Raw genomic sequence first — 21,226 nt, 5'->3', positions numbered from 1 at the left:
GTAGATTCAACTTGGGAAGCAATGAACTTCGACACCTATTTGCGGCCAAACAGGCGGCCGAGGATGCCACGCGGCGCGGCCGCGGCCTGTTCGGCAGCCAGCGCATTCTGCATCGACAGCTCCTGGAACTGAGGCTTGCCGTTCTGTTGGTACGAGGCGGCCGCTTGGCGGAATGCCAGCGCCGATTCAGCATGGCGCTTCATGTGGCCGTAGGTTTCCCCGCGTGAGAACAGCGCCCAGCTTCGGTAGTCGGGATCCAGCGCAATAAGCTGGTCGCAGGCGGCAAGCGCTTCCTCGTATCGGTTGGCGGCGATCAGGGCATTGACGCGTTCGGCGTGCAGGGGGCCGCTGTCGGGCCAGTGCGCCATCGCCTGGTCCGCGTCGGCCACGGCCTCGGATGCGCACCCCAGGTGGGTCAGGGCCTCGATGCGTGCGCGGCGCCACTTCAGCCAGTCGGGATCCAGCGAGATCGCGACCTCGGACAAGGGCAAGGCCTCTTCGTGGCGTTCCAGCCTGTTCAGCATGTCGGCGGCGTTGCCGGGCAGGAAGTCGTTGTCTGGCGCGAGTTCGTAGCCGCGAAGGTAATAGGTCAGCGCCGCTTCCCAGCGGCGCTGGTCGCGCTGCGCATTGCCGGCGATGAACAGCAACTGGGCGTCGCCGCTGGACAGCGGATCCAGGCCCAGCAACGCCGCTTCAGCCAACTCCGGGTCGCCGCTGCGCACATACTCGCGGGCTTGCTCCTTGCGGCCTTCCCAGCCGCTGTCCGAGAGTGCGTCCAGGCGCCGCCATAGCGGCGCCGCCTCGTCCGGTCGGCCCAGGCGGTGCAGGGAGCGCGCCTTGCCCTCGAGGGGCCAGTCCCAGTCGGGTTCGCGGCGCAGCAGGCTGGTCCATTCCTCCACCGCGTCTTCATGGCGTCCGAGCGCCTGGAGGCACGAGGCGCGATTGTGCTGGATAGCGTTCTTCTCGCCCAGAATGGCGCGGGCGCGGTCGAACATCGCGATGGCATTGTCCAGGTCACCCAGACGGCGGTAGTTGTTGCCGGCGTCGTAAAGAAAGCCACCGTTGTTGGGCGCCAGCGCGACGGCGCGCTGATGGTAGGGCAGCGCGTCCTGGTAGCGGCCTGCGTTGTGCAGGTTGGATCCGATATAGCAATGCGGCGCCGCGGCAAATGGGCGCAGTTGCGAGGCGCGGGTCCAGCTTGCAATGGCGTCGTCCAGTCGCCCGTCATTGATCAACAGATAGCCCTCGGCCATCAGCAATCCGAAGTGCGACGGCGCACGTGTCTTGGCCTCGCGCAGCATTCGCCAAGCTTGCTGCTGTTGGCCCGCGTCGTAGAGCGCGGTGACTCGCAAGCGAATGGCGTCGCTGCATTGCGGATCCAGCGCCAACGCGCGGTCCAGGTCTGAGTCACGCTGCGCGTTCGCGCCGCGCTGGTCGTGGTAGCGGGCGCGCAATGCCCACATGATGGCGAGATCTGGCTGTTCGCGCAGTCCTTGCTCGCACAAGGCAAGCATTTGGGCAAGGTCGCCGCCGTCATCGGCGCGGTGGATGGATTCGATCAGGCTGGACATGCGCAGGGTGCTCTACTCGGAAGGTTGGATTAGCGCGCCAGGACGCCGGCGTCGTGACGGCAACGGTAGGGGCGGTCTTCGCGCGGGATGTCGTCGCTGCCGCATTGCCAACGGCGCACGCCGCCGCCTTTCTTTTCGGATCTCAGCTCGGGCAGATAGACCAGGTGCTTGCCGCCCAGCGACGGTGAGTCCGCCGTGCCCGGATCGCCCGCGATGGTAAAGCGCAGCACCCCGTTGACGGGATTCATCTCAAGGTTGCTGAAGCCGCTGGTTCGCAGCGATTCAAGCGTCACGCCGAGCGCGGCCATGTCGGGCGCAAACGTTTTGGTGCGCTGGTAGTGGCTTTCCGCAAGCAGGCGCACGGGATCCGACACGAGATCCAGGTGTATGACGTTGGCGCGCAGCGGATTGTCTCCGTCATCCTTGTCCAGGGCGACTACCGCGATCACCATGCCGACCAGGACCAGCCCCCCCATGCCGAACACGATGAACAGCATGCGGCCCGCGCCCGTGACAGCCCGAACCCGAGACAGCGCGGGCAGCACGGCCCGCGGATTGGCCTGGGTAGACACCACGTGAGTGCCGGCGAGGGCGTTGTGCATGGCGCGCTCGCCAAAAATAGACTGCTGTATATGGTGGTAGATGCCAGGTAATACCACGTTCATCGAGTACTTCAGGGTGTGCCGCCAGATCGAGCGCAGCAGTCCAGGTGAGCTGCCCTTGCGCGTCACAACCCGCTGCTTCAAGAGACGCTTGCCGGGCGATCCACTGCCCCACGCGTCCATGAAGGCGGGCAGCAACAAGCCCAGTAGCCCGCCAGCCATTGCCAGCAGCACGGGTGCGTCTGCGCCCGTCAGGCCTTGGTAGGTGTAAGAAGCGGCCATGGACAAACCGACCGTCCCTGCGGCCATGACGACGACGTCGAACGCCGTGGCGGCCAGCCGGGCCCAGATGCTGGGAAAGACGGGGACGTCGCCGCGTGGGCTGGAGCGCTGGGCGGGCGCCGCTTGGGAAGTGACCGGCAGGGGGGCTTTGCAGCTGAAGCACAGCTTGTTGGCGGCCGGATTCTGCCAGTTGCAGCGAGGGCATTGCATGGGATCGGAGGCTGGTGTGCTGAAGCCGGTCTGAGCGGCAGGACTGCGGATGATACCCATGTGGCCCCGATTCTGGTGGCGTGATTGACCTTACACCGTGATTTGGCGGGCGCGCCCCTTCGGGATGACTTTCCGGTGATCAACCATCGTTCCAAAAAAAGAACGCTGAGGCCAAAAATTGCGGTCTACCGCTAGATTGTCCCGCCGAATATAGTTCTGGTCATGGCAGCGACGCGCTGCAAGCAACACCCCAAAACCTACCTCTCCAAGGACACTGACATGACCCACACCACCGCCAAGCTCGAAGTGCTGACCCCCGAAAACAGCCAGATCATCTTCATCGATCACCAGCCGCAAATGGCCTTCGGCGTGCAGTCGATCGACCGCCAAACGCTGAAGAACAACGTCGTGGGGCTGGCCAAGGGGGCCAAGGCGTTCGACATTCCGGCCATCATCACCACCGTCGAGACCGAATCGTTCTCCGGCTACACCTATCCGGAATTGCTCGATGTCTTCCCGGAAAAGAAAGTGCTGGAACGCACCTCGATGAATTCGTGGGATGACCAGAAGGTGCGCGATCAGCTGGCCGCCAATGGCCGCAAGAAGGTGATCGTGGCCGGTCTCTGGACGGAAGTGTGCAATACCACCTTCGCCCTTAGCGCGATGCTGGAAGGCGAGTACGAGATCTACATGGTGTCCGACGCGTCCGGCGGTACGTCCAAGGAAGCGCACGACATGGCCATGCAGCGCATGATCCAGGCCGGCGTCGTGCCGGTCACCTGGCAGCAGGTGCTGCTGGAATGGCAGCGTGACTGGGCCCGCCGCGACTCGTATGATGCCGTGATGGAAATCGTCAAGGAACACTCGGGCGCTTACGGCATGGGTGTGGATTACGCCTACACGATGGTGCACAAGGCCGGTCAGCGCACGCAGACCGCACACGAGGCGATCGCGCCCGTCGCGGCGGCGGTTACCGCTCGTTGAATCCCAGGCCCGCGGCCAATGCTGCGGGCTTTTTTTCCATACCGCCTGGCCGCCCGGAGCCTCCCATGACGACCGCCGACACCCGCCCCGCCGACGCCCCGCCGTCCTCGCCTTTCGCGTACTCCGCCTTTTCAGTGATCTGGATTGCCACCGTGCTGTCCAACATTGGCACCTGGATGCATGACGTGGGTGCCGGCTGGCTCATGACGTCGTTGTCGCCGTCGCCGATGTTCGTGGCGCTGGTGCAGACCGCGGGCGCCTTGCCCGTCTTCCTGCTGTCGCTCCTGGCCGGTGCGCTGGCCGACACGATGGACCGCCGCAAGCTGCTGCTGATGGTGCAGATTGCGATGGGCGTCATTGCGCTGGCGCTGGGGCTGGTGGTGTGGTTTGGCCTGACGACGCCGTGGGTGCTGCTGGGCTTCACGTTGCTGATGGGTATCGGCACGGCGCTGTCGGCGCCGGCCTGGCAGGCCATCGTGCCCAGCCTGGTGCCGCGTCCGTCGCTGCAGCAGGCCATCGCGACCAACAGCGTGGGTATCAACGTCAGCCGCGCCATTGGTCCGGCGCTGGCCGGCGTGCTGATCACCAGCATCGGCGTGGCCATTCCGTTTTTCGTCAATGCGGTCAGCTTCATCGTGGTCGTGGCCGCGCTGATCTGGTGGAAGCCGCCCGCCGCCGCTGAAAAGCGCCTGCCGCGCGAGCAGCTGTTTCATGCCATGCGTGCCGGTGTGCGCTTTGCGCTGCACAGCAAGCCGCTCAAGTCCACGCTGGTCCGCGCCGTTGCGTTCTTCCTGTTTGCCAGCGCCTACTGGGCCTTGCTGCCGGTGATCGTGCGTCAGGTGCTGCAGGGCGGCGCCTTGCTCTACGGCATCATTCTGGGCTGCGTCGGGGCGGGCGCGGTGATCGGCGCGATGGTGCTGCCGCCGCTGCGCAAGAAGTTGGGTCCGGACCGCAGCGTCATGGCCGGCACGCTGGGCACGGCATTCACGCTGGTGGTGTTTGCGGTGGTGCCGCATCCCGTGGTGGCCGGTGCGTTCAGCTTCCTGGCGGGCGCCTCGTGGATCATGGTGCTGACCTCGCTCAACGTCTCGGCCCAGGTTGCCCTGCCGGACTGGGTGCGTGCCCGTGGCCTGGCGATCTTCGTGACGGTGTTCTTTGGGTCGATGACCGCGGGCAGCATGATCTGGGGTCAGACGGCGGTGCGTGCCGGCGTGCCCGCCGCGCTGCTGATCGCCGCCGCCGGCTCCGTGGTTGCGATGCTGCTGACCCGCAAGGCCAAGCTGCAGCTGGGCGCGGACCTGGACCTTGCGCCGTCGATGCACTGGCCCGAGCCGCTGATCGATCAAGAGGTGTCGCATGATCGTGGCCCGGTCATGATCACGGTCGAATACCTGATCGACCCGGCGCGCAGCGCCGACTTCGTGCACGCCATGCAGCACGTCGGCGCGGAGCGCCGCCGCGATGGGGCCTACGCCTGGGGGATCTTCGAGGATGCGGCGCAGCCGGGCCGCTACCAGGAATACTTCCTGGTGACCTCGTGGCTGGAACACCTGCGCCAGCATGAGCGTGTGACCCACGCCGACGCGGACCAGCAAGCCGAAGCGCGCAGTTTCCACATCGGCGACGCGCCGCCGAAGGTGTCCCACTTCGTGGCGCCGCAGCTGTCGTAATTGTCTTGTTATCGGATGCGGCTCACGCGAGCCGCATTCTTTCGTTTGGATGCAGCCCTGGGCTTCATCCGTTTTTGAGCGGGACGGACAGGCGGTCCCGCGCTGATCCGCTCAACGTTCCGGAGCCAGCGCCTTGAGACTTTCAAGGCGTTCCAGCTCCTTTTTCTCCCGCTCCTTTCGGGCGCCTTCGCGATGAGACTTGATCGCGAGGAACATGCACACGCCCAAAATGGCGAGCTTGAACGTACCGAAGACGACGGGGATCCAGAAATTCATCATTGCCTCAAAATGCTGCCTTCGGCAGCTTCGTGGACTCCCCGGCGATGCCCAACAAGGCCAGGAGCGCGCAGCGCGAGCGCTATAATCCATACAAGTTCGCAAATTCTACCGCCAAAATCCATACAAGAAGTTGAAACGTCCGGCCCCGACTGCATTCCCTCTCGCCGGAAGCGGCAGAAAACCCATACATAAAGAAAAACCATGGCTCTCTCGCGTCGCCTGAAAAAAGCCAACACGTCGTGGGTGCGGCCCCTGACCGCGGGCTCGGGTTCCCGGTACCAGCAGATCGCCACGCAAATCGAGACAGCGGTGGAGGACGGTGTCCTTCGGCCCGGCGACCGGCTGCCCCCGCAGCGCGAACTGGCGCAGACCTTGGGCGTCGACCTGACGACCGTCACACGCGCGTACACGGAAGTGCGCCAGAAGGGGATCCTGGAAGCGCAGGGAGCGGGCGGGACGTACGTGTCCTATTCGGGATTGGAGGCGGGCGGGACGATCGATCTGGGCATGAACATCCCGCCATTGCTTGGCAGTGCGGCGTTTGCAGACCTGCTTGCGCAAGGCAGCAGCGCCACCCAGGCGGCCGCAAGCGCGATGGATCTGATGAGCTACCACGTGGGCGCCGGCGCCAACCGGCATCGCGCGGTAGCCGCGACGTGGCTGCAGCCAATGACGGGCGACACGGATAGCGAGCGGATCGTGGTCTGCCCGGGCGCGCAAACCGCGATCGCGGCGCTGCTGCTGTCCAAGAGCCAATCGGGCGACGCCATTGCGTGCGATGCATTGACCTACCCGGGCTTTCTGGCCGCGGCCCGCCTGCTCCAGCGCTCGGCCGTTGGCGTGAAGTCAGATGAATTCGGCATGGACCCCGCCGACCTCGAACGCGTGTGCGAACGACATCGTCCCGCCATGCTGTATTTGAATCCGACGATCCAGAACCCGACGGCGATCACGCTGTCCACGGAACGTCGAACGGCATTGCTGCGCGTCGCGGCCAAACATGCGCTGCCGGTCATTGAAGATGATCCGTACTGGCTGTTGGCCAAGCATGCGCCCAGCACGATGTTTTCTCTGGCGGCCAACACGTCTTCGGCGCCGGTGTATTACGTGTCGACGCTGTCCAAATGCATCGCGCCCGGCCTTCGAACCGCCTATCTTGTCGTGCCTGCCGGCGAGCCGTTGAGTCCGGTGCTGGATGCCCTGCGTGCGCTGGCGCTGATGCCCACGCCCTGGATGACGGAGATGGCGACGACGTTGATCGAGTCGGGCGCTGCCGTTCGCTGGCTGGCGCAGGTCAGGAGCGAGCTGCAGCATCGCCAAGCCGTCGCGGCGTCGATCCTGCCGGGCAAGATTGATGCCGACCCGAATGGGCTGCACCTCTGGCTTGAGTTGCCGCCTCATATCGACTGCTACCGGCTCAAGCAGACGGCGCTGGCGCAGGGGGTGAGTGTGACTGACTCGGCGTCATTTTCCACGGGGGCGTCCAGCCCCTTGGCGCTGCGTGTGTCGTTGGGCGGGGCGATTGACCGGACGCGTTTGACGCACGGTCTGACCCGGTTGGCGGAGCTGCTCAAGGGCGATATTGCGGGGCCGGTTTCCCAGGTTTGATTTGCCTGGGTGCCGGGTCTTGCGCGTCGCCGTCGAAGTGCCGGCCGACACGGCGACGCCGAGCGCATCAGAACGCTTCTCCTTGGCGCACCGCCAGCGCAGCCGCCGCCGCGCGCGTTTCCACGCCCAGTTTGACGTAGATGTGTTCCAGGTGTTTATTCACCGTTCGTGGCGACATGCCCAGTATCTCGGCGATGTCCCGATTCGTTTTTCCCTTGGCCAGCCAGCGCAGCACATCGGCCTCTCGCGGCGTCAGGCCGTAGGCCGTGGCCAATGGCGCCGTCTCCTGCAACAGCAGCAACGTTTCGCCGCTGCGCCGTGATGCCGACAGGCTCAAGGTCAGTCGCCCTCGCGCGCTGGCCAGCACCAAGGGCTCGGCCGCCGGGCCGGCCGTCAGGTTGCGCGCCACCCAGTCCGCCAGGGGCGCGGGCAGCTCTGACGCATCCTCGGCGCAGCCAAAGTAGGCCGTCAACCAGATCCGCGCCTTGCCCGTCTTCCAGATCGGCTGCCCGCTCGCATCCAGCGCCACCACGGCGCGAGCGGCCGCATCGATCGCGTCAAAGGCAGCCGACAGGCTGCGCGCATTGCGCAGATGCGTTCGCAGCCGGGCCACCACCACGTCCGGGTCCAGCGGCTTGGTCACATAGTCGACGCCGCCGACGCGAAACGCCTTCAACACGTGCTCGGGCTCGGTCAGGCCCGTCATGAACACCACGGGCACGTCTCCCGCCGCGGGGTGCGCTTTCAAGCGGGCGCAGGTCTCGAAGCCGTCCATGCCCGGCATCACCGCATCGAGCAGCACGATATCCGGCACCACGAAATCCACCCGCTCGATCGCCGACTGGCCATCGATTGCCACCAGCACCTGATAGCCCGCCGCATCCAGTGCGGTGGACAGCATTTTCAGATTGTCCGGCGCGTCATCGACCAGCATGACGAGGTTCTTATCGGGCGTGGGCATGGTGACGCTGCACATGGTGTTTAAGCACCTGATTGAATTCACTCAGTTGAAACTCGCCTGCCAGCGCCCGCAGATGCGCCGTCAACTCGCGCGTTTCGGCGCGGCGGCCCCGTATTTCTTCCAGCTTGGCCTGGATACCCTTGATGTAGCCCATGGCCCCCAGTTCCAGCAGCGCCTCCGCATCCTCGCGTTCCAGCGCCACCCGATGCAGGTCACCCGCCGGCAGCGCCGCCTCGACCGGCGCCACTTGCCAGTCCAGCTTGAGCAAACGGCCCAGATGGTTCAGCAAGTCCTCGACCATCACCGGCTTGGCAATGAAGGCGTTGTGCCCGCTCTGCGCCGGGTCTTTCGGGTCCAGCCCCAGGATATTGGCCGACAGCATCACGATAGGGACGGCCACGCCTTCATCGCGCAGGCGCCGCACAACGTCCCATCCGGTCATGTCTGGCATCGAGACGTCCATCAGGATCAGCGCAGGCCGCAACGTGTGCACGCAGGCAAGGCACGCGGCGCCATGCGGCGCTTCGTGAACCTCAAAGCCCAGCGGCTCGAGCAGGTCGCGAACCAGGCGCCGCTGCGAGGGCTGGTCATCCACCGTCAGGATCCGCAGGCGCTCGCCGCGGTAGCCCACCACCAGCCCGGACGGCCGGGCGTCGCTGCGCGGCGAGCGCACTTCCGGCAGGAACAGTTTGAGCGTGAACACACTGCCGCGGCCGACGACGCTGCGCACTGTCAGCTCGCCGCCCATGATGCCGGTCAGCATGCGGCAGATGGTCAGCCCCAGGCCCGTGCCGGAATCGGCCTGTTCGACCCCCGCCCAGCTGCGCTCGAAGGGCAGAAAGATCCGTTCGAGATCCTCGGCCGGTATGCCTCGGCCGGTGTCCTCCACTTCGAACAACACCATATCCGCGGCCGACTTGACGCGCATCGACACCTGACCCGCCGAGGTGAACTTCAGCGCGTTGCTCAACAGGTTGATCAGAATCTGCCGCAGCCGCTTTTCGTCGATATGCACGATGGCGGGAAGTTCGGCCGCTTCATAGCAGAAGGCCAGTCCCTTGAGCGTGCTTTGCGGCCTGAACATCTGCACGATCTGCTCCAGAAACTCGGGCAGGCGCAGCTCGCTGTTCTCGAGCCTTAGCCGGCCCGCCTCGATGCGTGCGATGTCCAGCAGACCGTCGATGAGACCGATCAAATGCTTGCCGCTGCGATGAATCACGTCGATCGCCTCGCGGCGCGCCGGTGGCAAGCCCGGGTCGCGCTGCAGAATCTGTGCGTAACCCAGAATGCTGTTCAATGGCGCGCGCAGCTCGTGGCTCATCCCGCCCATGAAACGGCTTTTAGCCAGATTGGCGCTTTCAGCCGCCTCCTTGGCCTGTTGCAACTGGGCGTCGGTCTGCTTGTGCGCCTGGATCTCGCGCAGCAGCAGATGGGTCTGGCGATCCGATTCCTCTTGCGCCACGCGCCGGCTTTCATGGGCCAGCACCAGCCACCAGGCGGCGACGCCGCCGATCAGCAGCAAGGCGGCATACAACTTCAGGAAGGTTGGCCGCAACCCCGAGGGATCCAGCCCGCCTCGCAGGTGACTGGCGACCTCCTGGTAGTAGATCAAGCCCAGAATGCCGGCCAGCAGCGTGCCCATTCCCGCTACGATCAGGAGGTAGTGGCCCAGGCGGCTATGCAGCAGCGGCGTGACCCGTGCTGGCAAGAGCCGGGTGAGGACCGCCTGCACCTGATCCTTCAAGCGTCCCTGCTGTTTGCAGCGATCCTGGCAGCGGGCGTCCAGCGTGCAGCACAAGGAACAGATGGACCCGTTGTAGGCCGGGCAATGCGCCATGTCCGGCTGTTCGAAACGGTTGGCGCAGATCACGCAGACATGATCGGAACCCGCGACATCGACCGGCGTGCGCGCGAGGTTATAGCGGCCCCGCGTGCGCCAGGCGATGACCGGTGCGCAGACAAAGGCGGCCAGCAAGGCGACGAACGGCGACAAGGCCTGCGCCAGCGCGCCCGCCGTGCCCGGGAACACGCCGGCAAAGGCCAGCAGGCCCAGTGTCATGGCGATCAGCATGCTGCCCACGCCTACCGGATTGATGTCATACAGATAGGCGCGGCGGAATTCGATCCGGGCCGGCGACAGCCCCAGCGGCTTGTTGATCACCAGATCGGCCACCAGCGCCCCTATCCAGGCCAGCGCGACGTGCGAGAACACCGCCAGCACATGCTCCAGCGCGCCGAACACGCCCATCTCCATCAGGACCACCGAGATCAGCACGTTGAACACCAGCCACACCACCCGCCCTGGATGGCTATGCGTGATGCGGGCGAAGAAATTGGACCAGGCCAGCGAGCCGGCATACGCATTGGTCACATTGATCTTGACCTGCGAGATCACCACGAAGGCCGTTACCAGGGCCAGCGCCAGGCCGGGATGGCTGACGACATAGGTATAGGCCGCCAGATACATATGCGTGGGGTCGCCCGCCTTGTCGACCGGCGTGCCCAGGGACAGGGCCAGCCAGGCCAGAAAGGCGCCGCCCAGGATCTTGGCCGCGCCGGGCACGATCCAGCCCGGACCCGCGCAGACCAGGGCGAGCCACCACCGCGTGCGGTTGGCGGCCGTGCGTTCGGGCAGAAAGCGCAGAAAGTCGACTTGCTCGCCGATCTGCGTGACCAGCGAGGCGGCCACCGCAACGGCCGAACCAAACATCAGCAGATTGAAATTGCCGCCCCGGCCGTCGTAGCCCGGAAACCGCAGGAACTCCTGCAATGTTCCGGGATCGCGCCAGGCGATAAACGCATAGGGCAAGAGCAGCAGCACCAGCCATATCGGCTGCGTCCAGGATTGCAGCCGGCTGATGAAGGTAATGCCATAAGCCACCATGGGCAGGATGACGACGGCGCACAAGAGGTAGCCGATGGACAGCGGCAGGCCGGTCGCCAGCTCGATGGCCAGCGCCATGATGGCCGCCTCCAGTGCGAAAAAGATGAAGGTGAATGAGGCGTAGATCAGTGAGGTAATGGTCGAGCCGATGTAGCCGAAGCCGGCCCCTCGTGTCAGCAGATCCATGTCCAGACCATGGCGCGCCGCGTAATAGGCGATCGGCAACCCGGTCAGGAAGGTGACGATCGCCACGGCGATGATGGCCCAGAACGCATTGACGAAGCCATAGTTCAGCGCGAGCGCACCGCCGATGGCTTCCAGCGCCAGGAACGACACGGCGCCCAGCGCGGTATTGGCGACCCGTAATTCGGACCACTTGCGAAACGACACGGGGGTGAAACGCAGCGCATAGTCTTCCAGCGTCTCATTGGCGACCCAGGTGTTGTAGTCGCGACGGATCTTGACGATGCGTTGGGGCGCGCTGGCAGACAAATCGGGCTCCGCGGAAGGTGGGGATACGTCATTGAACGTAGGTGCCGTTGTAACGCCCGGGGGGCGGCGGTGGCTCTACGTCAATCAACGTATGTTGCAGTGCGTCATAGGCTCCTAGTATGCCTTCACCCTCCGGGCTGCGGCATGTGCCGCGCATGCTCGGTTTCCCTGGTCGTGATCCATTGAGGAGTCATCGATGTCTGGCAAAACCCCTTTTGATAATGCCCCGGAGCTGCCCTCGCGCCGGCGCCTGGCCCTGGCTTTTGCCTCCCTGCCGCTGCTGGGCATACCGGCGCTGTCGCGGGCCGCTGCGCCGGCCACCTCGGCCATCAACACCACCGGCCTGGCCATTACCGACACCGAAGTCACGGTAGGCCAATTGCACTCGGCGACCGGCACCATGGCCATCAGCGAGACGGGGTCGATTCAATCCGAGCGCCTGGCCATCGAGCAGATCAACGCCATGGGCGGCATCCTGGGCCGCAAGATCAAGATCATCCAGGAAGACGGCGCCTCGGACTGGCCGACGTTTGCCGAAAAGGCCCGCAAACTGCTGGTCAGCGACAAGGTCGCCACGGTGTTCGGCTGCTGGACCTCGGCATCGCGCAAGGCGGTCCTGCCGGTGTTCGAGAAAGAAAACGGCCTGCTCTACTACCCGACGTTTTATGAAGGCCTGGAGCAGTCCAAGAACGTCTTCTACACCGGGCAGGAGGCCACGCAGCAGATCCTGTCCAGCCTGGACTGGCTGGCGCGCGAGAAGAAGGCGCGTTCCTTCTACCTGATCGGCTCCGACTACATCTGGCCCCGGACGTCCAACAAGATCGCCCGCAAGCACATCGAGAACGTGCTCAAGGGCGAGGTGGTCGGCGAGGAATACTACCCGCTGGGCCACACGCAGTTCGGCTCGCTGATCAACAAGATCAAGCTGAAAAAGCCTGACGTGGTGTTCGCCGTGGTGGTGGGCGGCAGCAATGTGTCGTTCTACAAACAGCTCAAGGCGGCGGGCGTCACGAGCGGCAAGCAAAAGCTCCTGACCATCTCGGTGACCGAGGATGAACTGCTGGGTATTGGCGGTGAAAACGCCGAGGGCTTCTGGTCCTGCATGAAGTACTTCCAGAGCCTGGACAACGCCAACAACAAGAAGTTCGTCGAAGCCTTCAAGGCCAGGTATGGCGCCGACGCCGTGATCGGCGATGTGACCCAGGCGGCCTATCTGGGGCCCTGGCTGTGGAAGATGGCGGTGGAGAAGGCGGGCAGCTTCGATGTCGACAAAGTGGTCGCCGCGTCGGCCGGACTGGAATTCAAGGAAGCGCCCGAAGGCTACGTCAAGATCGACCCCAACCACCATCTGTGGAGCAAGACCCGCATTGGCCAGATTCGCAAGGACGGCCAGTTCGACGTGATCTTCGAGACCCCGGAGCTCATCAAGCCCGATCCCTTCCCCAAGGGTTATCAGTAATCACGTCGATCCGGGCGCCGCGCGCGACGCCCTTTCCACTGCCGGGAGCCATCCATGGAATCCTTCTCCGATCTTGGGGCCATCCTGCTGATGCAGGGCTTTAATGGTTTATCGGTCTTCAGCGTGCTGTTGCTGATGGCCTTGGGCCTGGCGATCATCTTTGGCCAGATGGGCGTCATCAACATGGCCCATGGCGAGTTCCTGGCGGTGGGCGCCTATTGCACCTATCTCTGTTCCGAACTGGTCCAGCAGTACGCGCCGGGCCTGATGCCGGCCTACTTCTTTGTCGCCATTCTGCTGGCCTTTGCGGTGACCTTCAGCCTGGGCTGGCTGACCGAGTGGCTGATGATCCGTCATCTGTACCGCAGGCCGCTGGACACGCTGCTGGCGACCTGGGGCTTGTCGCTGGTGCTGCAGCAGACCCTGCGTTCGCTGTTCGGTCCGCGTGAAGTCAGCCCCACGCTGCCCGATTGGCTGATGGGCTCCTGGCAGCCGCTGGAAGGGGTGGACATCCCGATCAACGGCCTGTTCGTCATGTCGATCAGCATCGTGCTGACTGGCGCGCTGCTTCTGGCGTTGTTCCGATCGACCTGGGGCCTGCACGTGCGCGCCACGGTGCAGAACCGCGCCATGAGCGGCGCGGTGGGCATCGATACGAAGCGCGTGGACCGCGTGACGTTCTCGCTGGGTTGCGGGATTGCCGGGATTGCCGGCGCCGCTTTCACGACCATCGGTTCTACCGGCCCGACCAGCGGCTCGCTCTATATCGTCGATACGTTCCTGACGGTGGTGTTTGGCGGCGCGGCCAGCTTGTTCGGCACCATCGCGTCGGCCTTCGTCATCGCGCAGACGCAATCGATCTCGGAGTTCTTCATGACCGGTTCGATGGCCAAAGTGCTGACGCTGTCGGCCATCGTGATCATTCTGATGCTGCGCCCGCAAGGCCTGTTCAGCATCAAGGTACGCAGGTAGGGGGCGCATCATGCAGAAATTCTTTCACAACGTGATCGGCGGGCGCGAAGGGCTGGCAGGGCTGGCCATTCTGGCGCTGCTGCTGTTCGTGGTGTTTCCGTTGGCGCTGGACGTCTTCCGGCTCAACCTGATCGGCAAATACCTGTCCTATGCCTTTGTCGCGCTGGGCCTGGTGCTGTGCTGGGGCTATGGCGGCATCCTGAGCCTGGGCCAGGGGGTGTTCTTCGGGCTGGGCGGGTATTGCATGGCGATGTTTCTGAAGCTGGAAGCCTCGACACCGGAGGCCACCAAGATCCAGTCCACGCCCGGTATCCCGGACTTCATGGATTGGAACCAGCTGACGTCGCTGCCCTGGTTCTGGGTGCCCTTCAAGAGCTTCTGGTTCACCTTGATGGCGGTGCCGGTGCTGCCCTGCCTGCTGGCGTTGATTCTGGGCGCGGCCATGTTCAAGCGCCGCGTGGGCGACACCTATTTCGCCATCGTGACGCAGGCCGTGGCGCTGATCCTGTCGGTGCTCATCATCGGCCAGCAAGGCTGGACGGGCGGCGTCAATGGCATCACCGACCTGAAGACGTTGCTGGGCTGGGATATCCGCACGGACAGCGCCCGGCTGGTGCTGTACTTCATCAACGGCGTGCTGCTGTTCGCGTGCATCCTGTTCGGCCGATACCTGCTGTCGTCCAAACTGGGCAAGCTTCTGATGGCCATGCGCGACAAAGAGGAACGCGTGCGCTTCTCGGGCTATGACGTCGCCAGCTTCAAGGTCTTCGTGTTCTGCGTGGCCGCCGTGTTCTCGGCGATCGGCGGGGCCATGTTCACCTTGCAGGTCGGCTTCATGTCGCCTTCCTTCGTGGGGATCGTGCCTTCCATTGAAATGGTCATCTTTGCCGCGGTCGGCGGCCGGCTTTCGTTGTTGGGCGCGGTGTACGGCACGCTGCTGGTCAACTTCGGCAAGAGCTATTTCTCCGAGAGTTTTCCGCAGCTCTGGCTGTTCCTGATGGGCGGGCTGTTCATTGCGGTCGTGATGGCGTTTCCCAACGGACTGGCCGGTCTGTATCACCAATACACCCAGAAGCGCCTGGCGCGTAAAGCATCGCGCCAGCAGGCGGATGGCGCCGCGGAGGCAGCATGAACCCGTCAGAATTCGCGTTGTATATCGAAGGCTTGACCGTGTCGTTCAACGGCTTTGTCGCCGTCAACGACCTGAACCTGTATGTCGATCAAGGAGAGCTGCGCGTCGTCATTGGTCCCAATGGCGCCGGCAAGACCACGCTGCTGGATCTGATCTGCGGCCGCACCAAGGCGACCGCGGGCTCGATCCGATTCAAGGATACCGAGCTGACCGGTCTGGCGGAGTATGAGATCGTGCGCGCCGGCGTGGGCCGCAAATTCCAGACGCCCTCCATCTATGAAACCCTGTCCGTCCGGGAAAACCTGGAAGTCTCGTTTCCGGCCGGACGCAGCGTGCTGGGTGCGCTGACCTTCAGGCGCACCGCGGCCGTGATCGAGCGCGTGGAACAGGTGGCCGAAGAGATATTTCTTGCCGACCAGCTCGACCGATCGGCGGAGCTGCTGTCGCACGGCCAGAAGCAATGGCTGGAGATCGGCATGCTGCTGATGCAGGAGCCCGAGCTAATGATGCTGGACGAACCCGTGGCCGGCATGAGCGTGTCCGAGCGCGAACGCACGGCCGAATTGCTCAATCGAATCAGCCGGAATCGATCGCTCATCGTGATCGAGCATGACATGGAGTTCGTCAAGAACATCGCGCACAAGGTCACGGTGCTGCACCAGGGCCGTGTGCTGGCCGAGGGCAGCATGGACAAGGTGCAATCCGATCCGCGCGTGGTTGAAGTCTATCTCGGCCACTAAGGCCAGGAGGCAATATGTTCAATATCGCTGGCCTGGTGTCGGGCTATGGGCAAAGCAAAGTCATCCACGGTGTCGACCTGGCCGTGGCCCCCGGTGAAATCGTCGCCGTGATGGGGCGAAACGGCATGGGCAAGACCACGCTATTCAAGACCATGATGGGGATGTTGCCCACCATGCAGGGCTCGATCTCGCTCGACGGCAAGGCGCTCGAACGCCTGGAAAGCCATCAGCGCGTGCGCAGCGGCGTGGCCTATGTGCCGCAAGGCCGCATGATCTTCCCGACGCTCACTGTCGAGGAAAACATCCGTACCGGCATGCGCGGGCGGGCATTGCGCAACACCATTCCGGAGGACATCTACGCGCTGTTTCCGGTGTTGCACGAAATGCGCGGCCGGCGGGGCGGCGATCTTTCGGGCGGGCAGCAGCAGCAGCTTGCCATCGCGCGCGCCCTGGTCACCAACCCCCGCGTGCTGCTGCTGGACGAGCCCACCGAGGGCATACAGCCGTCCATCATCAAGGACATCGCCCGCAGCCTGCTGGAGATCCGCAAACTGCGCAGCCTGGCCATTGTGGTGTCCGAACAAGTCTTGAGTTTCACCATGCAGATCGCCGACCGGCTCATCGTGATCGACAAGGGCCGCTTCGTGCACGAAGACCCGCGCGGGCGCGTGGACGAAAAGACGATCAGCAAATACCTGTCTGTCTGAAGCCGTTGTCCATCCAAAAGGAGCATGACATGCCTGAAACCCTGATCAAGGTCGACCTGGCCCAATCCCCCTACGAAAACGAAGGCGTGCACAATCGCTGGCATCCCGATATCCCCATGGCGACGTGGGTCCGGCCGGGCGACGATTTCGTGCTCGAAACCTACGACTGGACCGGCGGCGCGATCAAGAACGATGACGATGCCTCCGATGTGCGCGACGTGGACCTGTCCACGGTGCACTTTCTGTCGGGCCCGGTCGGCGTCGAAGGCGCCGAGCCCGGTGACTTGCTGGTGGTGGACTTGCTGGATATCGGCGCCAAAGAGGAAAGCCTGTGGGGCTTCAATGGCTTTTTCAGCAAGAACAATGGCGGCGGCTTTCTAACCGAGCACTTCCCGTCGGCGCAAAAGTCGATCTGGGATTTTGAAGGCATGTTCACGACCTCGCGCCATATCCCCGGCGTGCGTTTCGCTGGCCTCATCCATCCGGGCCTGATCGGCTGCCTGCCGGATCAGGCGCTGCTGGACAAGTGGAATGAGCGCGAACAGAAGCTGATAGACAGCGATCCCGATCGCGTGCCGCCGCTGGCCAATCCCCCCGCGCCCAAGACGGCGCACATGGGCAAGCTCAAGGGCGCCGAGCGGGATCGTGCCGCCGCCACCGGTGCGCGCACCGTGCCGCCGCGCGAGCACGGCGGCAATTGCGATATCAAGGACCTGTCGCGCGGATCCCGGGTGTTCTTTCCGGTCTACGTCAAAGGTGGCGGCCTGTCGGTGGGCGATCTGCACTTCTCGCAGGGCGATGGCGAGATCACCTTCTGCGGCGCCATCGAAATGGCGGGTTGGGTGCACATGCGGGTGTCGCTCATCAAGGGCGGCATGGCCAAGTACGGCATTCGCAACCCCATCTTCAAACCCAGCCCCATCACGCCCAACTACAAGGACTACCTGATCTTCGAAGGCATTTCGGTCGACGAAGGCGGCAAGCAGCACTATCTGGACGTGCACATCGCCTATCGCCAGGCCTGCCTGAACGCCATTGAATATCTGAAGAAGTTTGGCTATTCGGGCGCGCAGGCGTATTCGATATTGGGCACGGCGCCGGTGCAGGGCCACATCAGCGGCGTGGTGGACATTCCCAATGCGTGCGCGACGTTGTGGCTGCCGACCGAGATCTTCGATATCGACATCCAGCCCAACGCGCTGGGCGACGTGCCGCAGATCAAGCGCGGCATGGACATGCCCATCGCCGAAGACCTTTAAGGAGTTCGCATGCCGCTCTATGACTATCGTTGCCAGGACTGCGGCGAGTTCTCGGTTCTGAGGCCGTTATCGCAATGGCGTGACCTTGCGTCCTGCCCCGATTGCGGCGTCTCCTGCGAGCGCTTCGTCAGCGGCGCACCCGCGGTCTCGGCGCTGTCCTCGGCAATGAACCGCGCCCGCGCCGTCAACGAACGCGCCGCCCATGAACCCCGCAGCACGCGGGGGGGCCACGGCATGGGGTGCGGTTGTTGCTCAGGCGCGAAAGCCGCGGGCCGGACGCGCCAGACCGCGGACGGCGGCAAAACGTTCGCTGGCGCCCGGCCTTGGATGATCAGTCACTGAAGACGGACGGCAAGGCGAGCCGGGGCTGGCCTTGCCACGCCCCGCCCTCACAGCGTCGACATCTGCCCCGGCAACCACAGCGCCAGTTGCGGCACGGCCAGCAGCAGCACGATCATCAGCAGCAGCATGGCAAGGAACGGCAGCACGCCCACCACCACGTCCATGAACTTGCCCTGGCCGCGCACGCTGTGCACCACGAACAGATTCATGCCGAAGGGCGGCGTGAGCTGGCCCATTTCGCACAGCACGATCAGCATCACGCCGAACCACACCGGGTCGTAGCCCAGCGCCATGACGATGGGCACGGTGAGCGGCGCGGTGGTGACCAGCATGGCGAGCGTGTCCATGAAGCAGCCGAGCAGCAGGTAAAAGAGGATGATGGCCAGCATCATGCCCAGCGGCGGCAGGTCCAGGCTGGTCACGGCATTGACCAGCAAGGTGGTCAGGCCGATGGAGGACAGCACGAAGTTCAGGAAGAACGCGGCCAGCGTGATCAGGATGATCATGCCGGTGGTGCGCAGCGTGGCCTCGAAGGCGCGGCCCAGCATCTCCCACGTCAGCACGCGCTTGTAGGCGCACAGCAGGGTGGCGGCCACCACGCCGAGTGCGGCTGATTCGCTGGCGGTGGCGATGCCGCCATAGATCACGCCGATGACGAGCGCGAAGATGGCGAGGGGCGGGACCAGATGCGGCAGCGCCGCGATGCGTTCAGCCCAGCTTACCGTCGGGCGCTTGCCGGCCAGGCTTGGCCGCCACAGGCACAGGCCGACGATCAGTGCGATGAAAAGCGTGGTGAGCAGAATGCTGGGCAAGGTGGCAGCCAGGTAGAGCTTGGGCACCGACACGTTGGCGATCAACGCGTACACGATCATGTTGATCGACGGCGGGATCAGGATGCCGAGCGTGCCGCCCGCGGCAATCGAGCCCAGGAACAGCGGCGCGTTGTAGCCCGACTTGCGCTGCTCGGGCAGGGCCAGCGTGGCGATGGTGGCGGCGGTGGCCACGCTTGAGCCGCTGGTGGCCGAGAACATGGCGGAGGCGCCGATGTTGGCGTTCATCAGCCCGCCCGGCAGCCACGACACCCACTTGGACACGGCGCCATACATGCGCCCGGCCACGCCCGAATGCACCAGCAGCTCGCCCATCAGGACGTAGAGCGGAATGGCGACCAGCAGGAATTCGGCGCTGGTGCCCCAGGCCAGTTCGCCGATGGCGTTGGTCAGTTTCAGCGGCGAATAGACGCCGGCCAGGCTCATGCCCAGAAGGCCTACCGTTGCGGCGGCGGTCACGCTCAGCGCCAAGAGGCCGAGCAGCATGGAAATCGTCATTATCAACATGGCTCACTCCTGGGGTTGCGTGCGCGCCGGCACGGGCGCGTCGGCGGTTTCTTCTTCGATGCCCTCTTCCACCGAGTGGATGCCGATCAGCGCATTGACCGCCTGCCAGCGGCCGCGCATCACACGGCCCAGCGCGCAGGCGCCCAGGACCACGATGGTGAAGAGGAAGAAGGCATAGCCGGCAAACCAGAGCGACTGCGGGATCCATTGGGGCACCTGCAGCGGCGTGTTGGACACCGACTGGAAGGCGATGGAGTCGGCCAGCACGAACCACGCGTGCCAGGTCAGCGTGCCCACGAATACGCCCAGGCATGCCAGCGCGAACAGGTCCAGCACGACGCGCGTCTTGGCGGGCAGGTGGGTGTACACCACGTCGACCCGGATGTGCGAGCGGCGCAGCAAGGTGATGGGAAAGGCCCAGGCGCTCGCCACGGCGAGGGTGTACCCGGCCAGCTCGTCGGCGCCGCCGAGCGAGATGCCGGCGAACTTGCGCGCGGCGAGGTCGGCCACGATGAGCCAGGACACGAGCAGCAGCCCCAGACCGCCTATCCAGGCGCCGATGCGGGCCACGTGATCAAGCAGGCGTAGCGAACCATGCGTTTCTGTCGTCATGAGAGTTCCTTGATGTTCAGCGCAGCGTGACGCCCAGCGCCTGGCCGACGGAGGCGCTCCAGTTGGCGGCGCATTCGTCGCCGCAACGCTTGGCCCAGCGGCTTGCCATGTCGGTGGCCACGTCGCGCAGGGTGGCGCGCTCGGCCTCGGTGGGCGCGGTGGCCTGCATGTCGGCCTGGCTGTGGATGCGGCATTCGCCCTGTCCGGTGTTGCAGGCCAGCGCGTAGTCGCCCTCGCGGCCGGTCTCGTCCCACAGGCGTTCTTCGAGCACCTGCGCTTCCTTGAGCATGAACTGCTGCACGGCGGGATCGAGCTTCTGCCAGCGGCGTTCGGCAATGGCGTAAAAGCCGATGGACCAGTCGATCGGCAGCAGGTAGAGGTTCTTGGCCACGTCGTACCACTTGGCCGCGTTGCCCGAGCCGATGCCGGTCACCGCGCAATCGACCACGCCGGTTTGCAGGGCGGGAATCACCTCGGCAAACGCAATGGTTACCGGCGAGGCGCCCAGCGCGCGCACGTATTCGGCCATGTTGCTGCCGCGCGTGCGCACCTTGCGGCCCTTCAGGTCGGCCAGGCTATTGACCGGCGTGCGGCAGAAGAACACCTGGGCCGTGTACGGCACGGTGGCCAGCAGCCGCACGCCGTGGCGCTTGAGCATGCGCTGCTCCAGCACCGGCCGGTAGGCGGCGACCATCTTGCGCGCGGTGGCAAAGTCGGTGGCCATGCCCGGCAGGTCCACGCCTTCGAAGGTCGGGTCGTCGCCGCTCACGAAGGCGAACACGCCCATGCCCACGTCCAGCGCGCCGGCGCGCATCAGGCGCACGATCTCGGGTCCTTTCAGGCCGCTCTCGGACAGGCCGATCAGCTCGGCCGTGACCCGGCCGCCGGAGGCCTCGGGCAGGGTCTTTTCCCAGAACGGCTTTTCGACCGCGCCGAAGGTGTAGTTGTGACTGCCGCCGCCGACCACCGCGAAGTGGGTTTCGGGCAACGCGGCGGTCTGCGCGCGTGCGGGTCCGGCAACTGCGAGCGCGGTCACGGCAGACGCCAGTAGCGCCGCCAGGATGCTTCGTTTCATGTTTCCCCCCTGTTGTGTATGGGCACACGCGCCGCGCGCGCCCCGCCG

At 64.7% G+C, this 21,226-nt stretch carries 18 protein-coding genes; 10 read left to right on the top strand and 8 right to left on the bottom strand.

Annotation, left to right across the window (positions count from 1 at the left end; genetic code table 11):
- Nucleotides 1-35 precede the first annotated feature (35 nt).
- Both FBY20_RS09870 and FBY20_RS09865 read right to left on the bottom strand, forming a co-directional pair.
- Nucleotides 36-1,571 (bottom strand): tetratricopeptide repeat protein, encoded by a 1,536-nt coding sequence (locus FBY20_RS09870; RefSeq protein ID WP_142051830.1) that lies wholly within the window; start codon nt 1,569-1,571, stop codon nt 36-38.
- A gap of 29 nt (nt 1,572-1,600) precedes the next feature.
- On the bottom strand, nt 1,601-2,725 hold the full coding sequence (locus tag FBY20_RS09865; RefSeq protein WP_255452311.1) for an RDD family protein: 1,125 nt from the start codon (nt 2,723-2,725) through the stop codon (nt 1,601-1,603).
- Nucleotides 2,726-2,944: 219 nt separating this feature from the next.
- Here FBY20_RS09865 and FBY20_RS09860 point away from each other — a divergent pair, with 219 nt between their 5' ends.
- Complete coding sequence (locus tag FBY20_RS09860) at nt 2,945-3,649, top strand: hydrolase (protein ID WP_142051827.1); 705 nt, start codon at nt 2,945-2,947, stop codon at nt 3,647-3,649.
- A 65-nt stretch (nt 3,650-3,714) separates the two neighbouring features.
- Nucleotides 3,715-5,319: an MFS transporter gene (locus FBY20_RS09855; RefSeq protein WP_142051824.1), complete on the top strand. Its 1,605-nt coding sequence runs from the start codon at nt 3,715-3,717 to the stop codon at nt 5,317-5,319.
- A 111-nt stretch (nt 5,320-5,430) separates the two neighbouring features.
- On the opposite strand, the gene FBY20_RS27705 is transcribed toward FBY20_RS09855, so the two are convergent.
- Entirely contained in the window at nt 5,431-5,598 is a 168-nt protein-coding gene (locus tag FBY20_RS27705; protein WP_155721921.1) for a hypothetical protein, read from the bottom strand.
- Between the two features lie 201 nt (nt 5,599-5,799).
- On the opposite strand from FBY20_RS27705, the gene FBY20_RS09850 reads away from it, so the two are divergent.
- Nucleotides 5,800-7,206 (top strand): PLP-dependent aminotransferase family protein, encoded by a 1,407-nt coding sequence (locus FBY20_RS09850; RefSeq protein ID WP_142051821.1) that lies wholly within the window; start codon nt 5,800-5,802, stop codon nt 7,204-7,206.
- A gap of 67 nt (nt 7,207-7,273) precedes the next feature.
- Here the strand turns inward: FBY20_RS09850 and FBY20_RS09845 are convergent, their stop codons facing one another.
- Both FBY20_RS09845 and FBY20_RS09840 read right to left on the bottom strand, forming a co-directional pair.
- Nucleotides 7,274-8,167 carry a response regulator gene (locus FBY20_RS09845; protein WP_255452310.1) on the bottom strand — a complete coding sequence of 298 codons (894 nt, stop codon included), beginning with the start codon at nt 8,165-8,167 and terminating at the stop codon, nt 7,274-7,276.
- Entirely contained in the window at nt 8,151-11,543 is a 3,393-nt protein-coding gene (locus FBY20_RS09840) for an ATP-binding protein (protein WP_142051815.1), read from the bottom strand. Before FBY20_RS09840 ends, FBY20_RS09845 begins: the two co-directional genes overlap by 17 nt.
- Nucleotides 11,544-11,739: 196 nt before the next feature.
- On the opposite strand from FBY20_RS09840, the gene urtA reads away from it, so the two are divergent.
- The 7 genes from urtA to FBY20_RS09805 are packed head-to-tail and all read left to right on the top strand — an operon-like array spanning nt 11,740 to nt 18,154.
- Nucleotides 11,740-13,002 carry an urea ABC transporter substrate-binding protein gene (gene urtA / locus FBY20_RS09835; protein ID WP_056320636.1) on the top strand — a complete coding sequence of 421 codons (1,263 nt, stop codon included), beginning with the start codon at nt 11,740-11,742 and terminating at the stop codon, nt 13,000-13,002.
- A gap of 54 nt (nt 13,003-13,056) precedes the next feature.
- Complete coding sequence (urtB, locus tag FBY20_RS09830) at nt 13,057-13,974, top strand: urea ABC transporter permease subunit UrtB (protein WP_142051812.1); 918 nt, start codon at nt 13,057-13,059, stop codon at nt 13,972-13,974.
- 10 nt (nt 13,975-13,984) lie between these two features.
- A complete protein-coding gene (gene urtC, locus FBY20_RS09825; protein ID WP_142051809.1) occupies nt 13,985-15,106 on the top strand; it encodes an urea ABC transporter permease subunit UrtC in 1,122 nt (373 codons plus the stop codon).
- Nucleotides 15,103-15,846: an urea ABC transporter ATP-binding protein UrtD gene (urtD, locus tag FBY20_RS09820; protein WP_056320646.1), complete on the top strand. Its 744-nt coding sequence runs from the start codon at nt 15,103-15,105 to the stop codon at nt 15,844-15,846. The genes urtC and urtD overlap by 4 nt, the downstream gene beginning before the upstream one ends.
- 14 nt (nt 15,847-15,860) lie before the next feature.
- Entirely contained in the window at nt 15,861-16,553 is a 693-nt protein-coding gene (urtE, locus tag FBY20_RS09815) for an urea ABC transporter ATP-binding subunit UrtE (protein WP_056320648.1), read from the top strand.
- A 29-nt stretch (nt 16,554-16,582) separates the two neighbouring features.
- Nucleotides 16,583-17,812 (top strand): formamidase, encoded by a 1,230-nt coding sequence (gene fmdA, locus FBY20_RS09810; RefSeq protein WP_056320650.1) that lies wholly within the window; start codon nt 16,583-16,585, stop codon nt 17,810-17,812.
- Nucleotides 17,813-17,821: 9 nt separating this feature from the next.
- Nucleotides 17,822-18,154, top strand: a complete 333-nt coding sequence (locus FBY20_RS09805) for a zinc ribbon domain-containing protein (RefSeq protein WP_142051806.1) — start codon at nt 17,822-17,824, stop codon at nt 18,152-18,154.
- Between the two features lie 47 nt (nt 18,155-18,201).
- Here the strand turns inward: FBY20_RS09805 and FBY20_RS09800 are convergent, their stop codons facing one another.
- The 3 genes from FBY20_RS09800 to FBY20_RS09790 are packed head-to-tail and all read right to left on the bottom strand — an operon-like array spanning nt 18,202 to nt 21,178.
- Nucleotides 18,202-19,491 carry a TRAP transporter large permease gene (locus FBY20_RS09800; protein ID WP_142051803.1) on the bottom strand — a complete coding sequence of 430 codons (1,290 nt, stop codon included), beginning with the start codon at nt 19,489-19,491 and terminating at the stop codon, nt 18,202-18,204.
- Nucleotides 19,492-19,494: 3 nt separating this feature from the next.
- The gene (locus FBY20_RS09795; RefSeq protein WP_142051798.1) at nt 19,495-20,103 is read right to left on the bottom strand and encodes a TRAP transporter small permease subunit; all 609 of its coding nucleotides are present in this window, start codon (nt 20,101-20,103) and stop codon (nt 19,495-19,497) included.
- 16 nt (nt 20,104-20,119) lie between these two features.
- Nucleotides 20,120-21,178: a TRAP transporter substrate-binding protein gene (locus FBY20_RS09790; protein WP_142051795.1), complete on the bottom strand. Its 1,059-nt coding sequence runs from the start codon at nt 21,176-21,178 to the stop codon at nt 20,120-20,122.
- Nucleotides 21,179-21,226 lie beyond the last annotated feature (48 nt).

Source organism: Achromobacter sp. SLBN-14 (assembly GCF_006715415.1).
Lineage (GTDB): Bacteria > Pseudomonadota > Gammaproteobacteria > Burkholderiales > Burkholderiaceae_B > Achromobacter > Achromobacter mucicolens.
Note: the sequence above shows the minus strand (reverse complement) of the source record. Positions and strands in the feature narration are given on the sequence as shown.

What these genes read in the sequence shown, in the direction of transcription:
- FBY20_RS09870 (WP_142051830.1), bottom strand. Translation starts at nt 1,571, where the DNA reads ATGTCCAGCCTGATCGAATCCATCCACCGCGCCGATGACGGCGGCGAC.
- FBY20_RS09865 (WP_255452311.1), bottom strand. Translation starts at nt 2,725, where the DNA reads ATGGGTATCATCCGCAGTCCTGCCGCTCAGACCGGCTTCAGCACACCA.
- FBY20_RS09860 (WP_142051827.1), top strand. Translation starts at nt 2,945, where the DNA reads ATGACCCACACCACCGCCAAGCTCGAAGTGCTGACCCCCGAAAACAGC.
- FBY20_RS09855 (WP_142051824.1), top strand. Translation starts at nt 3,715, where the DNA reads ATGACGACCGCCGACACCCGCCCCGCCGACGCCCCGCCGTCCTCGCCT.
- FBY20_RS27705 (WP_155721921.1), bottom strand. Translation starts at nt 5,598, where the DNA reads ATGATGAATTTCTGGATCCCCGTCGTCTTCGGTACGTTCAAGCTCGCC.
- FBY20_RS09850 (WP_142051821.1), top strand. Translation starts at nt 5,800, where the DNA reads ATGGCTCTCTCGCGTCGCCTGAAAAAAGCCAACACGTCGTGGGTGCGG.
- FBY20_RS09845 (WP_255452310.1), bottom strand. Translation starts at nt 8,167, where the DNA reads ATGCCCACGCCCGATAAGAACCTCGTCATGCTGGTCGATGACGCGCCG.
- urtA (WP_056320636.1), top strand. Translation starts at nt 11,740, where the DNA reads ATGTCTGGCAAAACCCCTTTTGATAATGCCCCGGAGCTGCCCTCGCGC.
- urtB (WP_142051812.1), top strand. Translation starts at nt 13,057, where the DNA reads ATGGAATCCTTCTCCGATCTTGGGGCCATCCTGCTGATGCAGGGCTTT.
- urtC (WP_142051809.1), top strand. Translation starts at nt 13,985, where the DNA reads ATGCAGAAATTCTTTCACAACGTGATCGGCGGGCGCGAAGGGCTGGCA.
- urtD (WP_056320646.1), top strand. Translation starts at nt 15,103, where the DNA reads ATGAACCCGTCAGAATTCGCGTTGTATATCGAAGGCTTGACCGTGTCG.
- urtE (WP_056320648.1), top strand. Translation starts at nt 15,861, where the DNA reads ATGTTCAATATCGCTGGCCTGGTGTCGGGCTATGGGCAAAGCAAAGTC.
- fmdA (WP_056320650.1), top strand. Translation starts at nt 16,583, where the DNA reads ATGCCTGAAACCCTGATCAAGGTCGACCTGGCCCAATCCCCCTACGAA.
- FBY20_RS09805 (WP_142051806.1), top strand. Translation starts at nt 17,822, where the DNA reads ATGCCGCTCTATGACTATCGTTGCCAGGACTGCGGCGAGTTCTCGGTT.
- FBY20_RS09800 (WP_142051803.1), bottom strand. Translation starts at nt 19,491, where the DNA reads ATGTTGATAATGACGATTTCCATGCTGCTCGGCCTCTTGGCGCTGAGC.
- FBY20_RS09795 (WP_142051798.1), bottom strand. Translation starts at nt 20,103, where the DNA reads ATGACGACAGAAACGCATGGTTCGCTACGCCTGCTTGATCACGTGGCC.
- FBY20_RS09790 (WP_142051795.1), bottom strand. Translation starts at nt 21,178, where the DNA reads ATGAAACGAAGCATCCTGGCGGCGCTACTGGCGTCTGCCGTGACCGCG.